20 protein-coding genes are annotated in these 19,668 nt (G+C 49.6%); 7 read left to right on the top strand and 13 right to left on the bottom strand.

What is annotated here, in order from left to right:
• Positions 1 to 25: 25 nt before the first annotated feature.
• Complete coding sequence (locus tag BM091_RS14035; RefSeq protein ID WP_093393480.1) at positions 26 to 823, bottom strand: N-acetylmuramoyl-L-alanine amidase; 798 nt, start codon at positions 821 to 823, stop codon at positions 26 to 28.
• Entirely contained in the window at positions 820 to 1,794 is a 975-nt protein-coding gene (locus BM091_RS03460) for a UDP-glucuronic acid decarboxylase family protein (RefSeq protein ID WP_093393478.1), read from the bottom strand. Before BM091_RS03460 ends, BM091_RS14035 begins: the two co-directional genes overlap by 4 nt.
• 81 nt (positions 1,795 to 1,875) lie before the next feature.
• On the opposite strand from BM091_RS03460, the gene BM091_RS03455 reads away from it, so the two are divergent.
• Positions 1,876 to 2,388: a permease gene (locus BM091_RS03455; RefSeq protein ID WP_093393477.1), complete on the top strand. Its 513-nt coding sequence runs from the start codon at positions 1,876 to 1,878 to the stop codon at positions 2,386 to 2,388.
• On the opposite strand, the gene dacB is transcribed toward BM091_RS03455, so the two are convergent.
• Genes dacB through pheA form a run of 5 tightly spaced genes read right to left on the bottom strand, consistent with a single transcriptional unit; the run spans position 2,283 to position 7,818 of the window.
• Positions 2,283 to 3,818, bottom strand: a complete 1,536-nt coding sequence (gene dacB / locus BM091_RS03450) for a D-alanyl-D-alanine carboxypeptidase/D-alanyl-D-alanine endopeptidase (RefSeq protein WP_177193508.1) — start codon at positions 3,816 to 3,818, stop codon at positions 2,283 to 2,285. The two genes, BM091_RS03455 and dacB, sit on opposite strands and share 106 nt — an antisense overlap.
• Position 3,819: 1 nt before the next feature.
• Positions 3,820 to 5,112: a 3-phosphoshikimate 1-carboxyvinyltransferase gene (gene aroA, locus BM091_RS03445; protein WP_093393474.1), complete on the bottom strand. Its 1,293-nt coding sequence runs from the start codon at positions 5,110 to 5,112 to the stop codon at positions 3,820 to 3,822.
• The gene (gene aroE, locus BM091_RS03440; protein WP_093393472.1) at positions 5,105 to 5,941 is read right to left on the bottom strand and encodes a shikimate dehydrogenase; all 837 of its coding nucleotides are present in this window, start codon (positions 5,939 to 5,941) and stop codon (positions 5,105 to 5,107) included. The genes aroA and aroE overlap by 8 nt, the downstream gene beginning before the upstream one ends.
• Positions 5,889 to 6,656, bottom strand: coding sequence for a type I 3-dehydroquinate dehydratase (locus BM091_RS03435; RefSeq protein WP_093393471.1), 768 nt, complete (start codon positions 6,654 to 6,656; stop codon positions 5,889 to 5,891). Before BM091_RS03435 ends, aroE begins: the two co-directional genes overlap by 53 nt.
• The gene (gene pheA / locus BM091_RS03430) at positions 6,637 to 7,818 is read right to left on the bottom strand and encodes a prephenate dehydratase (RefSeq protein ID WP_093393469.1); all 1,182 of its coding nucleotides are present in this window, start codon (positions 7,816 to 7,818) and stop codon (positions 6,637 to 6,639) included. Before pheA ends, BM091_RS03435 begins: the two co-directional genes overlap by 20 nt.
• A gap of 230 nt (positions 7,819 to 8,048) precedes the next feature.
• On the opposite strand from pheA, the gene BM091_RS03425 reads away from it, so the two are divergent.
• The 3 genes from BM091_RS03425 (at position 8,049) to BM091_RS03415 (ending at position 10,931) form a co-directional block, all read left to right on the top strand.
• Positions 8,049 to 9,071, top strand: coding sequence for a DctP family TRAP transporter solute-binding subunit (locus BM091_RS03425; RefSeq protein ID WP_218148785.1), 1,023 nt, complete (start codon positions 8,049 to 8,051; stop codon positions 9,069 to 9,071).
• A 78-nt stretch (positions 9,072 to 9,149) separates the two neighbouring features.
• Positions 9,150 to 9,626 carry a TRAP transporter small permease gene (locus BM091_RS03420; protein WP_093393468.1) on the top strand — a complete coding sequence of 159 codons (477 nt, stop codon included), beginning with the start codon at positions 9,150 to 9,152 and terminating at the stop codon, positions 9,624 to 9,626.
• A 21-nt stretch (positions 9,627 to 9,647) separates the two neighbouring features.
• Positions 9,648 to 10,931: a TRAP transporter large permease gene (locus BM091_RS03415; protein ID WP_093393466.1), complete on the top strand. Its 1,284-nt coding sequence runs from the start codon at positions 9,648 to 9,650 to the stop codon at positions 10,929 to 10,931.
• A 56-nt stretch (positions 10,932 to 10,987) separates the two neighbouring features.
• Here BM091_RS03415 and katG read toward each other — a convergent pair whose 3' ends face one another.
• Both katG and BM091_RS03405 read right to left on the bottom strand, forming a co-directional pair.
• Positions 10,988 to 13,192, bottom strand: coding sequence for a catalase/peroxidase HPI (katG, locus tag BM091_RS03410; protein ID WP_093393465.1), 2,205 nt, complete (start codon positions 13,190 to 13,192; stop codon positions 10,988 to 10,990).
• A gap of 75 nt (positions 13,193 to 13,267) precedes the next feature.
• On the bottom strand, positions 13,268 to 13,717 hold the full coding sequence (locus tag BM091_RS03405; protein ID WP_177193507.1) for a Fur family transcriptional regulator: 450 nt from the start codon (positions 13,715 to 13,717) through the stop codon (positions 13,268 to 13,270).
• A 239-nt stretch (positions 13,718 to 13,956) separates the two neighbouring features.
• Between BM091_RS03405 and BM091_RS03400 the strand changes: the two genes are divergently transcribed.
• Complete coding sequence (locus BM091_RS03400; protein ID WP_093393462.1) at positions 13,957 to 14,829, top strand: PIG-L deacetylase family protein; 873 nt, start codon at positions 13,957 to 13,959, stop codon at positions 14,827 to 14,829.
• Here BM091_RS03400 and BM091_RS03395 read toward each other — a convergent pair.
• Genes BM091_RS03395 through gatB form a run of 4 tightly spaced genes read right to left on the bottom strand, consistent with a single transcriptional unit; the run spans position 14,753 to position 18,235 of the window.
• A complete protein-coding gene (locus tag BM091_RS03395; RefSeq protein WP_093393460.1) occupies positions 14,753 to 15,577 on the bottom strand; it encodes a tRNA (adenine-N1)-methyltransferase in 825 nt (274 codons plus the stop codon). The two genes, BM091_RS03400 and BM091_RS03395, sit on opposite strands and share 77 nt — an antisense overlap.
• Before the next feature lie 21 nt (positions 15,578 to 15,598).
• Positions 15,599 to 15,721: a hypothetical protein gene (locus tag BM091_RS14370; protein WP_281243969.1), complete on the bottom strand. Its 123-nt coding sequence runs from the start codon at positions 15,719 to 15,721 to the stop codon at positions 15,599 to 15,601.
• The gene (gene mtnA / locus BM091_RS03390; RefSeq protein ID WP_093393539.1) at positions 15,718 to 16,770 is read right to left on the bottom strand and encodes an S-methyl-5-thioribose-1-phosphate isomerase; all 1,053 of its coding nucleotides are present in this window, start codon (positions 16,768 to 16,770) and stop codon (positions 15,718 to 15,720) included. Before mtnA ends, BM091_RS14370 begins: the two co-directional genes overlap by 4 nt.
• A gap of 25 nt (positions 16,771 to 16,795) precedes the next feature.
• Positions 16,796 to 18,235, bottom strand: coding sequence for an Asp-tRNA(Asn)/Glu-tRNA(Gln) amidotransferase subunit GatB (gene gatB / locus BM091_RS03385; protein WP_093393459.1), 1,440 nt, complete (start codon positions 18,233 to 18,235; stop codon positions 16,796 to 16,798).
• 286 nt (positions 18,236 to 18,521) lie between these two features.
• On the opposite strand from gatB, the gene BM091_RS03380 reads away from it, so the two are divergent.
• A complete protein-coding gene (locus BM091_RS03380; protein WP_093393457.1) occupies positions 18,522 to 18,854 on the top strand; it encodes a hypothetical protein in 333 nt (110 codons plus the stop codon).
• Positions 18,832 to 19,665 carry a BtaA family protein gene (locus BM091_RS03375; protein WP_093393456.1) on the top strand — a complete coding sequence of 278 codons (834 nt, stop codon included), beginning with the start codon at positions 18,832 to 18,834 and terminating at the stop codon, positions 19,663 to 19,665. Before BM091_RS03380 ends, BM091_RS03375 begins: the two co-directional genes overlap by 23 nt.
• Positions 19,666 to 19,668 lie beyond the last annotated feature (3 nt).

The raw sequence follows: 19,668 nt of genomic DNA, 5'->3' as shown, positions 1-19,668 counted from the left end.
TCGGACTTATCAAAACCGGAAAATGTTATTTTGAACTGAGAGCCAAGCGTATTGTGCGCCAGGGAAACAACTTTCCCGGACAGTCCGTTTGTGCTCCCGGAACATCACCGTGTCCCATAACATGAGAGGGAGGAATATGGTAATAATCCATAAGAACATTGAGGAGAAGCAATAGTGACCGAATCTGAGCCTCTGTGGGAGGTTTGTCATTAAAATCGCCTATCAAAGCAATACCTATTCCTACATGATTCATACCTCCTGCTTTACAATGAGCTCCATCCTGCTGTTTTATCCATCGAGGCGAAACCTCAATTTGCCCGTCGCCTTTGCCAAGCGTCCCGTTGTCAATTAAAAAATGGTAGCCCAGTCCGTAAATAAAACCCCTTTCTCTATGGCATTTGTGAATTACCGTCGCTTTACCTATATCCGTTGCCGTATGGTGTAATATAATATAACGCCATTTATTCGTGGGATAAAGGGGTATTACGTTCTTAAAGTAACGAGCATTCGGGATAACCAGTTTCTGACCAACGTATATAGTGTTATCCCGAAGGCCGTTTGCCTTCCTGATGGATTCAACGCTAACTCCGTACATTTTGGACAGCCGCCATAGAGTTTCAAGAGGGGCGACTTCGTGCACTATCGTCTTTGGGGCAGACCGTACCCACAGAGTTCTTTCAACTACCTCCGTATCCCGCTGTGGTTGATAAATTTCCTGTCGGTAATGAGTGGTGTAAGTCCCGGGTTGCTGCGGTACGCCTGAAGCACAACCCCACATAAAAAGCAGCAAAACCGAAACAGCCCCTGTCCTTAAACCACTCACCTTTCAATCACCCATCTGCACCACTCGGCGCGCAAACAATCATCAAAGTAATCAATCGTCTTTTTAAGACCCTCTCTCAAGGGAACGCGAGGTTCCCAGCCCAAAACTTTTTTTGCCAGAGATATGTCGGGGCACCTGCGCCTGGGATCGTCGTGGGGTAGAGGTTTGAATACTATCTCGGACTTAGAACCCGTAAGTTCCCTGATCGTTTCAGCCAGCTCAAGAATGGTGACCTCGTGAGGGTTTCCCAGGTTGACGGGACCCGTGAATTCGTCATCCGTATTCATAAGTAAGACCAGCCCTTCAACGAGATCGTCCACATAGCAAAAAGATCTGGTCTGCAATCCGTCCCCATAGATCGTTATGGGCTTTTCTCTCAGGGCCTGCAAAATAAAATTCGACACAACTCTTCCATCATTAGGATGCATCCGCGGTCCGTAGGTATTAAATATCCTTGCAACTTTTATCTTAACCCCATGCTGCCTGTGGTAGTCAAAAAAGAGAGTTTCGGCACAGCGTTTGCCTTCATCGTAGCAGGCTCTGGGGCCAAGAGGGTTGACATTGCCCCGGTAGCTTTCCGGCTGAGGGTGCACTTCCGGATCGCCGTAAACTTCCGACGTGGAAGCCTGCAATATCTTTGCCCTGGTTCTCTTGGCAAGCCCAAGCATGTTTATGGAACCGTGTACGCATACCTTTGTGGTCTGGACCGGATCGCTCTGATAATGTACCGGTGACGCCGGACAGGCAAGATTATAGATTTCATCGACTTCCACATAAAGAGGAAAGGTAATATCGTGCCTCATAAGCTCGAAATAAGGATCTTTTAACAGATGTTCGATGTTCACCTTGGAACCGGTGTAAAAATTGTCAACGCACAAAACATCATAATGCTCTCTAAGAAGCCTTTCGCAAAGATGTGAACCGAGAAACCCTGCCCCACCTGTGACCAGAACCCTTTTCCGCCAACCCATATCAAACTCCTTTTAAAATGTCCCTCCTATGTGATACCTCTCATTAGCAACAAAGGCCAGACAGAGAATGAGGAGGTTTCTATGCTACCTGCATTTATCGTTATGACCATCCTTTCCGTAATACTGGGAACCTACGCATACAAAAAGGATCCGACCCTTCTGCTGGAGTCCGCAAGATCCGGAGGTTTCCTTTTCATCAAGCTGCTACCCATAATGATCCTTGCCATGTTCCTTGCCGGACTTATGGAAAACATATTCCCGAGAGATGCCATAGCCCGATACGTAGGCCGTGAAAGCGGATGGACAGGGCTTCTGATAGGAACCGTTATGGGCATCCTTACGCCGGGCGGCCCCTTCGTCCAGTTTCCCATTGTCGCATCTCTTTTCAGAGCGGGCGCCGACATCGGTCCCGTGGTTGCCTATCTCTCTGCATGGTCTTTGCTGGGCCTGAACCGCGTAATCGCTCTGGAAGTTCCGCTCCTTGGCATTCATGTCGTCGGAATCCGATTTCTTTCAAGTCTGGTATTCCCTCCAATCATCGGTCTGATTGCTCGATGGCTATGGCTTGTTTTGAGATTTTCCCTGAAAACCTGAACCACATCCCGAACAAAGGATTCTATCAGTCTTTTTACTTTCCATGTTTCAGAACAATCATTGCACAAAACGGTAATCACGAAAGGATCGTTCTGGCGATCCCACAGGACATAGCCCGAAAGCCCAACCACGCCTCTGAGTGTACCGGTTTTTGCTGCAACCACAAAATCGTCCCCTTTCCAGTACCTTTTTAGCGTTCCATCGTCGCCGTTCTTTGCAAGAGAATTGAAAAATATACGCGAGTTCCTATCGAAATACATCGTGGTAAGAAGAATCTCAAAAGCCCTCACCGTTGCGCGATTGTCCCGGCTCAACCCCGATCCTGAAGTAAGGTGCAGATCTCCCCTGGGAACTCCAATTCCGTACAAATATTCTTCTATGGCTCTGAGACCTTTAAGTCTCGTACCCGGCGGCCCGTAAGTCCTTAGACCCAGCAATCTTTCAACGATTTCGGCAACGAAATTGTTGCTCTCGGTATTCATTTCCTTTATTGCATCAGCCAGAGTAGGTCCGTAACACCTAATAAGCACGAGATCCCCTGCCGGAATTTTCTTCCCCAGGGTTTTTACTCCCAGACCCCCAAGTTCCTTCAGGACAGCCCTCTCGATGAAGGTTGAAGGTGCCTCTATGTTTACTTCAACGGAAAGACCTCTCTTCAATCTTGCGCTCACACGCCCTTTAACAACGAGCACCTTGCCATCTTCTTTAAATCCTGCATAAAGACCAACATTTTTTGACGATCCTGTCGTAAGAACCCGATTTTGTACGGTAAGAAAATCAGAAGGCGGATCGAGCACTATTTTTGCCGGACCGCCGATTTTCCCGGGCAGGGCCGTAACCTTTAAGGTGTTAAAGTTGAGCGACAAGGGGCTTATCACCGGGTTGTAAGGCATGCTGCATCTATTATCTATGCACAGATGCTCAACCCCCGGAGAAAAAGACGACATATTAACAAATATCCTGCCTTCCAGGGTTTTAATGCCGTACCGATCAACCATTTGTGACAGGCACGTCTTCATGTCCTCGTAGGTCCAAAAAGGATTGCCATAAGAGTACAACAGGAGAGAGCTGGAAAGGATTCCTTTGTGAGGCATTATGCCCCGAATATCGGTGAAAAAGCGGTAATTTGCACCCAGGTAATGGAGAGCTGCCGAAGAAGTAAAAAGCTTGGTGACCGACGCAGTTGTAAGAGGTATAGTGTCGTTGTGGGACAAGACAACGGTTCCGTAAGGAAGCAGTCTTATCTGAAGTGCAGTTATCCCGCACCGGGCTGTAAAAAGGGGCAGATAGCCTCTCCACACTTCCTTAAGTCTGTATTTGAGAAAGGGTTCATTCCCTCCAGCCGGGGCGGCAAAAATCACACTCTGATATGAGGTTAAGACTACGAAAAGCCCCCAGATCCATAAGCGTCTTGACCTCTTTTCCCTCATATCAGTCCCCGTCCCGCCGCAGGACGAGTGACGAAAAAACATCCCAATACCCGGGAAAAGACTTCGCAACAACACCGGGGTTTTTAATAACCACGCCTTCAACCCTGAGCCCTAAAATCGAAAAAGCCATGGCAATTCTGTGGTCTTCGTAGGTTTCAATTAGTCCTCCGTGGAGCTTCCTGCCGCCCTTTATAACGAGGGTATCGTCCCCGACAATTTCCACATCTCCACCTACCCTGGACAGTTCGGTAGCAACCGCAGATAGTCTATCGGACTCTTTGATCCTCAAATGTCCCACGTTACGTATAACCGTTCGACCGCCCGCAAAAGCCGCCACAACCGCCAGGGTGGGCACCATATCGGGCATGGTGTTCATGTCAACATCAACAGGTTTCAGCAGTTCAGGCCCCTCGACAGAAACAACATCATCCCAGCGGTCGACCTTACAGCCCATCATCTCGAGAACGTCTAGGAAGGCGGCGTCTCCCTGATAGCTTTGTTTAAAAACCGGATAGGTTTCTACCCTTCCCCCCGTCACCGCCGCCGCAGCCCAGAAATACGAAGCCGACGAGCAATCACCCTCAATTTCTACTCTGCCAGGGGCATACTTCTGAGGAGCAGGGACTTCAATTGACGTCTCATCCAGATTTCTATATTCAATGCCACGCTCTTTCATCATCCTGAGAGTCATTTGAACATAAGGGAACGATGCCACGGGCTTTCGCCACTTTAAGACGACCGGTCCTTCTGCACAGGGAGCGGCAATAAGCAGGGAAGAGAGAAACTGGCTACTACGGCTTGCATCGACTTCGGCTTCACCTGACTTCAATCCGCTCGAAACAACGGCAACGGGCGGATATCCTTCTTTACCAAGGAATCGGCACTTAACTCCCAGACTCTCCAGAGCCCCGGCAACGGGTCCAATTGGCCTCTGGCGCATCCTTTCCGAGCCGTCGAGCACGATCCGACCCGTTCCTGCAGAAACAACACCGAGCAGAAGCCTCATGGTCGTTCCGCTGTTACCAACATAGAGCGGTCCATCAGGCACCGCCCAGCGCACCTGCGGCGGTCCTATAAAAACCCGATCCTGCTCCCAGCTAACCACTGCACCAAGTTTTGAAAGAGCCTCTGCCGTAAAAAGTGTATCCTCGGACTTCAGGGCATGCAGGACCTCCGATTGGCCATCCGCCAGTGCGGACATCAAAAAAGCCCTATGGGTCATGGACTTTGATCCCGGTAGCAAAACCCTACCGGATACGGATTTTACCGGTTTTATAGCAAGGACCTCAGACATGATCGTCCTGCTCCGCCGCTTCGTAAAGAGCCTTCTTCATAGCCTCTAAAGGGGCCGGCCTGTCAAACCACCATTCAAACTGGGCAACACCCTGGTAAAGCAACATATCAAGGCCTGAAATTACCGTACATCCACGTTCTTCGGCAGACTTCATGAATGCGGTCTTTGCAGGCCTGTAGACCAGATCCATAACGATCATTCCCGGTCGGAAAATATCGTAAGGCCAGAAATGCTCTACGGGATATCCATTCATTCCTACCGGTGTGGTCTGAAAAACAACCTGGAAATCGCAAACCCGCTCCTTCAGGCTCTTATGCTCCACTGCGTTAATGCCGAACTCATCTGCCAAAGAAAAGGCCTTTTCGTCGGTGCGGTTTACAACGGTCACTTCTGCACCCATCTTCAAAGCCGCATATATGACTCCTCTGGCCGCACCACCGGCTCCAAGAACCAGTGCTTTTTTTCCGGAAATGTCTATTCCCCGGCTTTTAAAACTATCAACCACTCCAATCCAGTCCGTATTCTTCCCCCGCCACACATCATCCACCCGTTTAAGACAATTGACGGCTCCAATAGCACGCGCAGCCTCATCATCAACGACGGCCAGCTTCATGGCCGATTCTTTATGAGGGATCGTCACACTGAGGCCGTCAAACCCCAGAGCGGTAATGTGTTTCATATCTTCAAGGAAATCCGAGACTTCAAGGGCAAGATAAAATGCGGGAATATCCAGAGCACGAAAGGCCGCATTCATCATGGCCGGACTGAGGCTGTGCTTAACGGGGTGGCCTATAACCGCAAACAGTCGGGTCTGTACACAGCGGATCATCTGGCACCGTTTCTCCGTGTAAATACTTCAATATCATGCGGGCGGTATGGGCATCAAATTTATGCCTTTCTTTCATATCAATAGGCGAGAAATGAACATAAGTCCAGGGGCTTCCCAGGAAAAGGCAGGCGATACGGCTCCATCTTCCCTTATTTCCCAGACCATAGGCTATTACGCCTTTTCCAAGCTCTTCCTGCATTTCCGGGATAATCTTAAGAAAGATGCAGCAATCCGCCGGATGCTCTACGTGACCTATAATTCTCAGAACATCTGCCCCTTTTTGAGCGATCTCTCTACATCGGTCTTTGAGCAAATTCGTATCTATGCTTTCATCGGGCTGTACCCGGTAAGTCCTGATAACTCTGGCCCGTTTTTCGGAAAATAAATGAAAAAACTCTTCCGGCTCATCATAACCGAGTTCAACCCACTCGGCGCCGCTTTCCACGGCCCTCAAAAGAACGCTGACTCTCTCTTTGTCGTTGCCTTCAAAGAATCCTCCGTCTCTCCTGGGCCTGCAGGCAATTATAACGGGCCACCTCTGAGCTTCAAGCAAGCCGTCAAAAAGGACATACAAACCGGCCCTTCCGACCTTTGTTTCCCACAGATCAAGCCGACACTCAACCAAATCCACATCAGGATGTCTCATGTAGGAGCCCAACACATCGAAGGAAACATGCTCCAGAATACCGCACAACTTAAACCTGTGATGCCCCATGACAGCTAATGCTCCCGCCGACACTTTCCGATCTTATCATCTCTTTGTTGACCTTAACCGGTTCATCAGAGGCCCGGGGATAAGAACCCAGAATTTTGACAAAGGGCAGAGCATCCTCCATTTCGCTCAGGGCCGCCCTTACCGAAGGATCATTTTCGTGACCTTCCAGATCCACGAAAAACAGATAAGACTTTAAAGGGACTCTCGCAGGCCTCGATTCTATGCGGGTTAAATTCACACCGTGACGAACACAGGGTTCCAGAGCTCTATAAAGAGCACCCGGGGCATGAGACACCCCAAAAATAATTGACGTCTTGTCATCACCGGAAGGCGAAGTTTTTTCACGACTCAAGGCTATAAAACGCGTTACGGAGTCGGGATAGTCTGAAATGTGTTCGGCAACAACGTTCAAGCCGAAGTGATGTGCTGCATAGAGATTGCATAAGGCGGCTCTTCCTCTAACTTCACGGCACAGCTCGGCCGCCTGAGCCGTAGATGAACATTCCACCAGTGCTACATCAGAAAGATGTTCGGCAAGCCAGCGACGGCACTGGCTGAAGGCCCTTGGATGGGCGTAAACCTCTCTAATTTCTTTCAAATCCTCAACATTCCCGGCCAGATGGTACTCCATTGCAACGTAACACTCTCGAACAATGTACAGGTCGTACCGGTACATAAGGTCCATTGTTATGCCGATACTGCCTTCAACGCTGTTTTCCACAGGAACCACCGCTATGTCATAACGATTGCGTGCAACAGACTCAAAGACCTCTTCCATGGAGCTGCAGGGGTTATATTCCACATCGTGGCCGAAGACGAAAAGGGCTGCTATGTGAGAATAGGTCCAAAGAGGACCCAGAAAGGCTACCTTCACGGGGTATTGAAGGGATCTGGAAGCGGCAAGAATTTCTCTGTATATGGAACGAAGAATCGGCGGTGTGAGGAGCGGTTCGGTGTTGAGCGTCACGAGCTTTTTCAAGATTGCTTCTTCTCTATCAGGATCAAAAAGAGGCAAACCCTGAGCTCGTTTCACCCGTCCAACTTCGTAAGAAAGCCTCATTCTCCTGGCAAGCCACCTTACGAGCTCTTTATCAACCTCGTCGATCTCAATTCTCAGATCATCAAGACTCCTCAGCGGGGGATTCCCTGAACTCTTTTCCATGACACGTCCTTATAATACCATTCATGCAAGCAATCTTTATGAGAATATTTACGATAGAAAAGCCGTCGCCGGGTGTCAACACAGTCAAGCGTAATTCAAGATATAAGAAGCAGTATCGGGCTTCAAAGGGTTTTTCCCTTCATGTCTTGACACCGAGCCTTAAAGCTGGCAGGAAAAATGCTGATGTTACGAAAACTTATCAAACTTTGTTTGAAACAAGGAGGTATTCTATGAGCCGAACCAGAGCTACGGGCCTCATGGTGGTGTTATGTGTTGCCCTGCTGACCTTATCGGGCATGGTGCAGGCTGCAGAGTACAAAAGTGAATATAAGATGAGCATTGTGGTAGGGCCTAAAGGTCCCTGGGGTGAAGCTGCTCAGAAGTTCGCCGACCTTGTAAAAGAGAGAACCGGAGGGCGTATAAACATCAAATGTTATTTTGCCGGTCAGCTTTTCGCCGGAAAGCAAACGAATGAGTTTTTACTTCTCCGTCAGGGTGTGGCGGATTTTGCCCTTGCGTCAACCATTAACTGGTCTCCTCAGGTTCCGGAGCTAAACCTCTTTGCTCTGCCCTTCTTTTTCGACAACTACGAGCAGGTTGACGCAGTAAAGAACGGCGAACCCGGTCGGATTTTGTTTGAAAAGATTGAGGAAAAAGGCGTTATCGGGCTTGCATGGGGAGAAAACGGGTTTCGTGAACTAACCAACCGCGTAAGACCTGTTGAAAAGCCCGAGGACCTTGCCGGTTTAAAGGTCAGGGTCGTGGGATCGCCGATCTTCATAGACATTTTCAGAGCACTGGGGGCAAATCCCATTAATATGAACTGGGGTGAGGCACAGACAGCCTTTCAGCAGGGAACCGTGGATGGGCAGGAAAATCCCGTAAACGCCGTAATCATTCCCTATCAGCTCTGGCAGGTTCATCCCTACATTACAATATGGCACTATGCCATAGATCCTCTCATTCTCGGAGTTAGCAAGAAGACCTGGGAAGGCTTTACCGAAGAGGATCGAAAGATAATTGCCGAGGCGGCGCAGGAAGCCTGTTCATGGGAGGTTGACCGCGCAAGAGAAGGCCTGACCGGAGAGATGCCCGCCTTAAAGATCCTTGAACAAAAAGGCATGAAGGTAACGGTTCTTACACCGGAACAGAGACAGGCTTTCAGAGCGAAAACCAGAGAAGTTTACGAAAAATGGAAGGCCACCATAGGGGCGGATCTGGTGGAAGAAGCCGAAAAGCTTCTGGGCAGATAAGGGCAAAGGAAACCGTGGCGGCCTTAACAGCCGCCGCGGCAGCACCCTGAGGGCAAACGGTACGGAATTTACGGCAAAATGAGAAAGTTCTTCGGACAGATTGAAGAAGTTTTCTGCGCTCTACTGCTTCTGATAATGGCCGTAGTTGCCTTTCTTAATGTTTGCGTCCGTTACTTTACCAACTATTCCTTTGCATTCACCGAGGAAATTGAGGTTGCAGGTCTTGTGTATTTGACCCTCTTCGGAGCTGCAGCGGCCTTTAAAAGAGGGCTACATCTCGGGATAGCGTTCGTTAAAAGGAGGTTTTCCCCTAAGATACAGGCCGGTCTTACGGTTTTCGCCGCAGTTCTGTCACTGGGACTCTTTTTAACGATAGCCTATTACTCCATCATCCAGATTAAAGACGAGCGTCTTCTGGGAACCACATCGGAAGCCCTTCAGATCCCCCAGTGGATCTACACCATGGCCATCCCGATCGGAATTTTTTTCATTACGGTAAGAATTTTGGAATACACATGGGATTCGGTAAAAGAGGGGTTTCGTAAAGATTTGTAAAGCTCTCTTTGAGGGGAATAGATGGAAGCCACACTCCTTCTTTTCGGCGGTCTTTTTCTTTTACTCCTCCTTGGGGTCCCTATTGCCGTTGCACTTGGAACCATGGCACTTCTGGCAATGTGGAAATACGAACTCGGCATATTCGTATGCTCGGCCAATTTCTACTCGGGAATTGCAAAATATCCCCTACTTGCCGTCCCCTTTTTCATCCTTGCGGGTATGATCCTCGAGCGAAGCGGGGTTTCCGCCAGGCTTGTTAATCTTGCCTCACTCATAGTTGGAGGCATCCCCGGGGGCATAGCCATCGTTGCAGTTCTCGTTTGCGTCTTCTTCGGCGGGATTAGCGGATCAGGACCGGCAGATGCAGCAGCCATAGGAGCCGTGCTAATACCCGAGATGGTAAGGAAAGGCTATTCAAAAGCTTTTGCCGCAGCCGTCATCGCCGCCGGTGGATCGACGGCAATAATAGTACCACCCAGCATAGCCCTTATCCTTTACGGAGTAATAACCACGACATCCATTCCCGCACTTTTTGCGGGGGGTGCAATCCCGGGCTTTCTTGCGGGAATGTCGTTAATCATTCCGGCCTACCTGGTTTCACGAAAGAGAGGATATGTGGGAGAGCGAAGAGGTTCGTTGCGAGAAATCGGCAGAGCTTTCCGGGAGGCCTTCTGGGGGTTGCTTGCTCCAGTGGTAATCCTGGGGGGTATATACGGTGGTATCTTCACAGCAACGGAAGCCGCCGTTGTAGCCGTCTTCTACGGACTCTTCGTCGGAATGATAGTCTACAGAACGCTGTCCCTTAAAGACTTTTACGAAATACTGGTTCAGGCTTCTCTTGCATCGGCCGTTGTTTTGCTGATTGTCACACTGGCAGGACTCTACAGCTGGGCCGGATCAACCCTGGGCGTAATGGAAAAAATGGCTTCTGCAATCCTCTCCATCTCCTCTTCTCAGATCACTGCCCTTATACTCGTGAATTTTCTCATTCTCATCGCCGGCATGTTCCTCGACGCGATTTCCATCTATTACGTCTTTTTGCCGATTCTTCTGCCCATTGTTGCCCACTTCAACTGGGATCCGCTCTGGTTCGGTATCGTTATGACCCTCAATCTGGCCATAGGTCAATTTACACCACCTGTGGCAGTCAATCTCTATGTGACAACAAATCTGGCTTCCATAAACCTGGAGGAAACCTCCGTTGCCGTCATACCCTTCGTTCTGGCCATGACGATTGCTCTTATACTGGTGATACTTTTTCCTTCACTCTCACTGATGCTTCCAAAAATCCTGAATCTCTATTAAAAACCGGCAATTCGTAAAAGATCTGGAGGCGAAAAGCTCGCCTCCAGATACGAAGCTTACCACCAGTAAACGTCAAATCTGTCGAGATTCATCACCTTATTCCATGCAGCCACGAAATCCCGAACGAATTTATCCTCTCCGTCGTCACTGGCGTAAACTTCTGCTATGGCACGAAGTTGAGGATGATGACCAAAGATTAAATCAACTCTGGTGGCCGTCCATTTTAATTCACCGCTTTTGCGATCTCGACCCTCAAAAAGATTGTCGTCTCCCTGAACGGGCACCCACTCGGTGTCCATGTCGAGCAGGTTAACGAAGAAATCGTTCGTGAGGGTCTCAGGACGTTTAGTGAAAACACCATGTGGTAACTTTTTGAAATTTGCATTTAATACGCGCATACCGCCGACGAGAACGGTCATTTCCGGTGCCGTGAGCGTAAGGAGCTGAGCCCTCTCTATAAGCAGCTCTTCCGCCGGTACCGTAAACCTGCTTTTGAGATAGTTACGGAAACCGTCGTATATGGGTTCCAGATACCTGTGGGTCTCAACGTCCGTTTGTTCCTGAGACGCATCAACACGGCCGGGAGTAAACGGTACGGTCACCTCGTACCCTGCCTTTCTGGCTGCCTCCTCTACGGCTGCACATCCGCCGAGCACTATGAGGTCTGCCAGAGAAACCTTCTTACCGTCATTTTTTTCGTGCTCGGCATTGAAATCACGCTGGATGGATTCAAGCACCCCGAGGACCTTTTGGAGTTGTTCGGGTTGGTTAACCTCCCAATCTTTTTGAGGAATGAGCCTGATACGCGCACCGTTGGCGCCGCCTCGTTTGTCGGAACCTCTGAAGGTGGCGGCCGCAGACCAGGCAGTATAGACCAGTTCGGAGATGGAAAGCCCAGAAGCAAGTATTCTGGCCTTCAATTCCGCTATTTCCTTATCCTCTATCAAGGGGTGATCCACAGGAGGCAGAGGATCCTGCCAGACGAATTCTTCTTTCGGTATGTCAGGTCCAAGGTAACGGGATCGGGGGCCGAGATCACGATGAATGAGTTTAAACCAGGCGCGGGCAAAAGCCTTTGCGAGTTCATCGGGGTGTTCGAGAAAACGACGGGCAATTTTCTCATACACGGGATCAAACCTCAGGGCGAGATCCGTCGTCAGCATCGTGGGTTTGTGCTTCTTATTGGGATCGTGAGCGTCGGGAACTATTTCCGGTGCATCCTTTGCAACCCACTGATATGCTCCCGCCGGACTTTTGGTAAGCTCCCATTCGTACTTAAAGAGGTTAAACAGAAAGTTATTGCTCCACTTTGTGGGTGTGACCGTCCAGATGACCTCAAGGCCACTCGTAATAGTATCGGGACCCTTACCTGTGCCGAAGGAACTCTTCCATCCCAGACCCTGCTGCTCAATGGGGGCTGCCTCGGGCTCGGGCCCCACGTGCGACACGGGACCTGCACCATGACACTTACCAAAGGAATGCCCCCCGGCAATTAAGGCCACCGTCTCTTCATCATCCATCCCCATACGACCGAAGGCAAGCCTTATATCCCTTGCGGCAGCCAGTGGATCGGGATTTCTGTTGGGCCCTTCCGGATTAACGTAAATCAGGCCCATCTCGGTAGCCGCAAAGGGGTTTTCAAGATCTCCTTCAGGAGTACGGCGTTCGTCGGTAAGCCATTCTCCTTCAGGCCCCCAATTCACACTTTCATCGGGCTCCCACCAATCAACCCTCCCCCCGGCGAATCCCAGGGTCTTAAAACCCATCGACTCAAGGGCGACATTTCCGGCAAGCACCAGGAGATCGGCCCAGGAGATCTTTCTTCCGTATTTTTTCTTAATAGGCCAAAGCAACCGCCTGGCCTTGTCCAGGTTAACGTTATCGGGCCAGCTGTTAAGAGGTGCAAAACGCTGTTGACCGGAGTTTGCACCACCGCGGCCATCGGCAACCCTGTAAGTTCCTGCACTGTGCCAGGCCATTCTAATCAGCAATGGACCGTAATGACCGAAGTCGGCGGGCCACCAATCCTGGGATTTGGTCATGAACTCTGCAAGATCCTTCTTCACCGCCTCGAGATCAAGGCTTTCGAATTCTTCTTTGTAATTGAAATCGGCACCAAAGGGGTTGCACAGAGGAGAATTCTGGTGCAGAAGTTTCAGGTTGACCCGGTAGGATACCCAATCTCTGGGTTTCGGGCCGGTATCTTTTTTTGCAGCCTTTTCCAGGCCGCCTTCGGATAATTTTTTTTCTTCATTACTCATGATTTCCTCCGTTTGTTAAATTTCCGGGTTTTGCCCTACCGTAAGTCCGCCGGCGGACGCAGGGTCCGGAACAGCTCAGCGAGTGCTCCTAAGGCATTCTTCACAGAGCCCTTCCAGAACGACCTTGACCGACTTAACCGCCACTCGATCTTTCAGATCAGGGGGGATTTCAAGAAAGTCGTAGGGAGGGTGTGAGAAGTCGATAATCCTATCGCATCTGGAACATCTAAAATGATGATGCTTTTTAAGATTAGGATCAAACCTTCTGGGCTCTCCCGTACCTTCCACCACCTTACCCAGTCCCATTTCAACAAAGGTCTGCAGGGTTCTGTTGACGGTATCGAGAGATATTGTAGGAAAGTCCCGCCTCAATCTCTCGAAAATCTGCAGGGCCGACGGATGATCTTCCGACGAGATAAAGGCTCGATAGATCGCTATCCGCTGGGGAGTGACTTTAAGCCGAAACTTACGGCAGATTTTTTCGAATTGTAAAAGATCGTCTTTTTTGGTTTCTGTACTATGCACTAGCAACTCCTAATTTCGGCTTCAACCAATATCGTAATAACTCCTATTTGTCAAGGGCTTTATTTTTCCGCGGGAGCCCGGGGCCAACAGCTAACCAATATACCAGGCTATGCGAATAGGAAAGGAACTTTTACACGGTGAATGGGAACTCCGGGAATTTCTGCCGTTCTGGAATTTTTAACCCTCCGTTGCCGTTGACTACTTCCGGTGAAAGGCGTAAGAAGCCTTGAGAAATCGGTATGAACTCCGCCTTAAACTTTTCGTTAAACGGCAGGTACGAGAACAGCATAACCCAATTAGAAATTATAGCCGAGAATTGGTGTATGAAGCAGGAGCAGGAGCTAATACCCTACGAATGTTCTCCTTTACCTGAAGGGCCCTATCTGGTATGCGCTCCTCATCCGGATGACGAAACCTTCGGAATGGGCGGAACCATTGTTAACGCCGTTGAAAAAGGAATCAGGGTTTATGTTCTTTTCGTAACGGACGGATCGGCAGGAGGAGACGGAAAAACCCGAAAGGAAGAAGCCAGAAGGGCCTGCAATTTACTGGGGGTTCATGAGATTTACTTCTGGGATTTTCCGGACAGGCAATTGATTTCTCACGGTCCCGCTTTTGAAGCGCGTTTTCGGGAGATCGTTGAATCATTGTGCCCCCGGACGGTTTTCGTACCCTCACTTTTTGAGTTCCACCCTGATCATCGCGCTACGGCTTTTTTTGTGTGGAAAACTCTGGCCGGATGCAGATACGCCGGTCAATTCTGGATGTACGAGGTAGGCCGTCAGGGAGAGGCCAACCGGCTTATTGACATAAGCAGCTATATGTCAAAGAAAATTGAGGCCATAAGGGCTTACAGCAGTCAGCTTCAGTGCAGGCATTACGAAGATGTGGTGGTTGCCATAAACCGGGCCCGTACTTTCACGCTGGAAGGAGTACGGTATGCCGAAGCTTTCTTTTGCATAGAGGCAGGAGACGATTTATTGGCACTACTGGAGTTCCGGGATCGATACGTTGAAGGATTTTCTTTAGCGGGTCTCAAAAAGAATTCTCCTCTTCTAGATCTTCTTGCAGTGCCTGTGCGCCGGGTAAGATCACTTTTCTTCCGAAGGTGAGAAACCCCGTGTGTGCGACCATACGATCCACAGGGCGAGTCCTTCGTTCGTCTATGTACCAGTCCCTTTTAAGTACTTCGAAGGTCTGAAGAAAACGAAAACCCCGGCGTTTCAACTCCTTCACCACGGCGTGTACCTGAGTAATCTGAGGACTGAGGGTGGCAATAATGCCACCAGGTTTAAGCAGTTCCGAAGCGGCAGATGCCGCTTTCCACGGCTCCGGCAAATCCAGAATGATCCGGTCAAAGGGCCCTTTAAGGCCGGGGTTTTCAATATCGGAGATGACCACGCTCCACTGTGCCGGTAAGTTCCCCAAAAATCTCCGTACATTGTCCATCGCCAGGTCTGCAAACTCGGGCCGCATTTCAACGGAAACCAGCATGCCATCGGGGCCTATGGCCGAGAGCAGAAAAAGCGTCAATGCCCCGGAACCCAGACCTGACTCAAGAACCCTCAGTCCCGGCCGAATGTCCCCGTAACAGATTATCATGGCCGCATCCTTCGGGTAGATAATCTGAGTCTTTCTCCGAAGGTGGAAAAGAAGATCTTTCATTGCGGGGCGAAACAGAAACACATTGACGCCCTTTGGTGTAACCCAGCAATGCCCTTCTTCACGGCCTATGATATCGTCGTGAGAGATACTACCAAGGTGACACGAGAAACTTTCTCCGGGTGAAAGACGAACCAGCCAATTTTTGCCCTTATCGGTTGTGAGAAGTACCCATTCGCCCGGCTGAAAAACGGTCACGGCAGTATTCCCATGTTAATTTCACAGGAGGTCACAGAAATGGGGAAACTTCCCCCTGTCCTCAGCGGCTCTGTGAGAAGTCAAATTCAGGGCCACAACCCTACCAAACCAGAACGGATCCCACGGGCAACACATAACCGTCATTTACCTGCCTCCTTCTGCAGTGCAAGCCTTATGTTTCTCGTATAGGGCCTGGTTATTATCCCCACTTCTGTAATAATTCCCGAAACGTACCGGGAGGGGGTTACGTCAAAGGCCAGATACAACGCTTCGGTCCCTGCAGGGGCTATGGCCTTTCCGCCGAGGTGAGTAATCTCCCTGCCGGGACGCTCTTCGATAGGGATCTGGTCTCCCCGGCTTTTCATCGGGTCTATTGTGGATCTGGGTGCCGCCACATAAAAAGGTATGTTGTGAGTTTTTGCAAGAACTGCAAGGGAGTAAGTTCCGATTTTATTTGCCACATCGCCATTTGCAGTGATACGGTCGGCTCCCACGACGACTACATTAATTTTCTTTTTCTGCATCAGGAAGCCGGCCGCGTTATCGGTGATCAGGGTAGCAGGTATGCCCTCCTTCAAAAGTTCAAACATGGTAAGCCTGCTTCCCTGAAGATACGGCCTGGTCTCACAGGCAAAGACATGGAACTTTTTCCCTTCCTCCCAGGCAGCCCGGATAACTCCCAGAGCGGTTCCATAGCCGCCCGTTGCCAGCCCTCCGGCATTACAGTAAGTCAGCACCGCTCCTTCCGCCGGTATTACATCTTTACCCCAGGCACCGATGGCACGGTTCACTTCAATGTCTTCGTTAATAAGAGCCTCCGACTTTTCCCTTAGCTTTTCTACGATTGCGTCTATGCCAATGGATAAGTTTTCGACGACCACCAGCCTCATTTGTTCAACCGCCCACTCGAGGTTATATCCCGTAGGGCGGGCACGTTTAACTCGATCACAAAGTCGATCGAACTTTTTCATGAAGGTATCCACATCCCGGGCATCTATCTCTCTCGCCCCCAGGGCAACGGCCGCAGCCCCGGTAAGGCCCACGGCAGGTGCTCCCCGCACGGCCATGTTCTTTATGGCTCTTATGGCTTTATCACTGGTATCGCAGTCTATATAGTGCTCCTTATGAGGCAAAAGCCTCTGGTCCAGTACTCTGAACACATCTCCATCCCATAAAACGGGCCGTATCGCCATGCCAGAGTTCGACATCTTCTATCTCCTACTTTCGTCGTTTTTCCAGATGCTCCCTTAAGAGCTGATTGACAATCTGGGGATTGGCCTTGCCCTGGGTTTTTCTCATAACCTGTCCCACGAAGAATCCTATAACCTTTTCGGCTCCCTTCAGGTACTTCTCAACCTCCGCAGGATGTTCATCGAGAACGGCACTAACCACACTTTCAAGTAACCCTTCGTCGGTAACCTGCTTCAATCCACGCTTTTCCACAATTGTGGAAGCCCTTTCTCCCGTTGCATACATTTCCTCAAAAACGCTTTTTGCAATCTTCCCACTTATGGTCTGGTCATCAATGAGGGTCAAAAGCTCGGCAAGGTTCTCAGGTGTTACCGGACATTCTGAAACCGGACGGTTGTCGCGGTTGAGTTCCCGCAAGAGTTCCGACAGGATCCAATTGCTGACCGTTTTGGGCTTACCGTAAAGCCTCACGGTAGCCTCAAAATAGTCGGCCAGATCACGGTCGGAAACGAGAATGTCGGCATCGTAAGCCGGCAGACCATATTGTTCCATAAAGCGCTTCTTTTTGGGCGTCGGAAGCTCCGGAATGGACTTTTTGACCTCTTCTATCCAGGAGTCGTCGATCACAACGGGCAGGAGATTCGGATCGGGAAAGTATCTGTAGTCGTGCGCCTCTTCCTTGGTCCGCATCCCTACCGTAATGCCCCGTGCCGCATCCCACAGACGCGTTTCCTGGACTACGGCTTTACCCTGCTCAAGCAGAGCCTTCTGCCTTCTAATTTCAAATTCCAGAGCTTTCTGCACATTCCTGAAAGAATTCATGTTTTTTACTTCGGTCTTTACCCCGAGCTCTCTGCTACCGGCAGGTCTCAAAGAAATGTTGGCATCACAACGAAAGCTTCCTTCTTCCATGTTGCCGTCGCAGATGTCAAGATAAACCACGATATCCCGCAAAGCCTTCAAATAGGCGGCTGCCTCCTCCGGTGTACGAATATCAGGCTCACTTACGATCTCCAGCAGTGGCACGCCCGTTCTGTTATAGTCAACATAGCTCAGAGGCTGACTCTCATCGTGTATCAGTTTTCCTGCATCCTCTTCCATGTGAATACGGCGTATGCCTATCCTGCGCGTTCCCGCCGATGTTTCCACTTCAAGCCAGCCCTGTTCTGCCAGGGGGAGTTCGTACTGAGATATCTGAAAATTCTTGGGCAGATCCGGATAAAAGTAATGCTTGCGGGCAAATCGACTTATCCTGGCTATCCTGCAATTCGTCGCCAGAGCAAGCTTCAGGGCGTATTCCACGACCCTGCGATTAAGTACAGGAAGGGCACCGGGCATACCCAGGCAAACAGGACAAACATTGGTATTGGGCTCGTCTCCAAACCTGGCGGGACACCCACAGAATATCTTTGTCTTCGTTTTTAACTGAGCATGAACCTCCAGCCCAATAACAGCCTCGTACTCCATGAGCAGGTCTCCCATGAGTTCTTAATTAAAAACACTCACCCGTAAACAGGATGAAACCTGACATGCCTCAATTCCCCATCACATCTCACCTTTTTTACGGGAAATAACCTATCACGCTCTTTAAGGTTATGCCACAGGGAAAATTTAGACACTCAGCCGGTCCTGTCGTTCCGGCGAGTAATTAACGCTACATTTCAAATCAAAAGTCCAGAGATTTGACGAAAGGAGTCATCTTTGCTAGATCCATCGATGAGAAAACCTTTGCTTTCCGGGGGAGCCAGAGGAAATGAAACAGTATGTAATCGATCAGCTCCGCGAATCCGATTTTTACAGGATAAGAGAGTATCTCAACGAGAATGCCGATTCAACGATAATGGAAGGAATCTACTGGGTTAACATCCCTGAAGAACTTTACACGGAGATCCAGAAAGCCCACAAGAGCTGTCAGCCCTTTTATTTTGCAGTAAATCTCCACAGGCGCTATGTCGGATTTGAGTGGCTAATAAGAAGCCGCAACGTTATAAGATGTAACTGTATCGGATACGCCACCCGTATCCAGAGAGACTACATAATAGATTTTGCGGATCGCATGCTTAATGACCTTAATATCAAGCTTTAACCCGGAATCTCCTCCTTACCTGTTTTCGACCGAATGTCCGTGGATCTTCTGGCCGGAAGAAGTCGAAATAGAAGGTAAACGGGTGTTTACCGTTGCGGGGAGCGGAGATGTGCCCCTTTACTTTCTTTATCGTAGTGCCGCAGAAGTAATAGCCTTTGATGTCTCTGAACACGCCTGTATGTGGAATAAACTCAAGCCGCTTTTTATGAAAGGGATAGGCTTTCGGGACCTAAGAAATCTTTTTAAAGACCTGATCGATAAGGGTGATACGGAACCCCTGTGGAACCTGATACGAAATAATTACCCGCGTCTTCGCCCCGGGCTGGAAAAAAATGCCCGGAAATACTGGGACGAACTGATTTTAAGCCCTCAAGCTTCCAATCCGCTTAAAAATTGGCTGAGACCGACCGACACACTTTTCGTACCACTTCTGTTCTATCTGGAAGAAGAGAAAACCTTCAACTTTCTGAAGAGGAAAATTAAGCCTTACAGGATTTTCAAAGGTTCAATTGAGATGGCATCGGAAATTATCGACGGAACTGCGGATATTTTGTACTGTTCCAATGTGTGTGAATATCTTCGTGTAGAAGGTGAAGGTCTCGCAATAACCTTCCTGAACAACCTGGGAAAATCCCTTTCCTCCGACGGGGTAATCATATGCTACGAAACCCAGAAAGCTTCACGGGCAACCGCAGCGTATAAACATCCAGGACTAAACTACAGGATTTTAAAGGTTCTGGAAGGAGTTCTAAAACCCAGGAAAGGTTTCTGTTTTAATCATTCTATGGTGGTGATGAGTAAGGCTGTATAAAAC

The organism is Thermodesulforhabdus norvegica (assembly GCF_900114975.1).
GTDB lineage: Bacteria > Desulfobacterota > Syntrophobacteria > Syntrophobacterales > Thermodesulforhabdaceae > Thermodesulforhabdus > Thermodesulforhabdus norvegica.
Note: the sequence above shows the minus strand (reverse complement) of the source record. Positions and strands in the feature narration are given on the sequence as shown.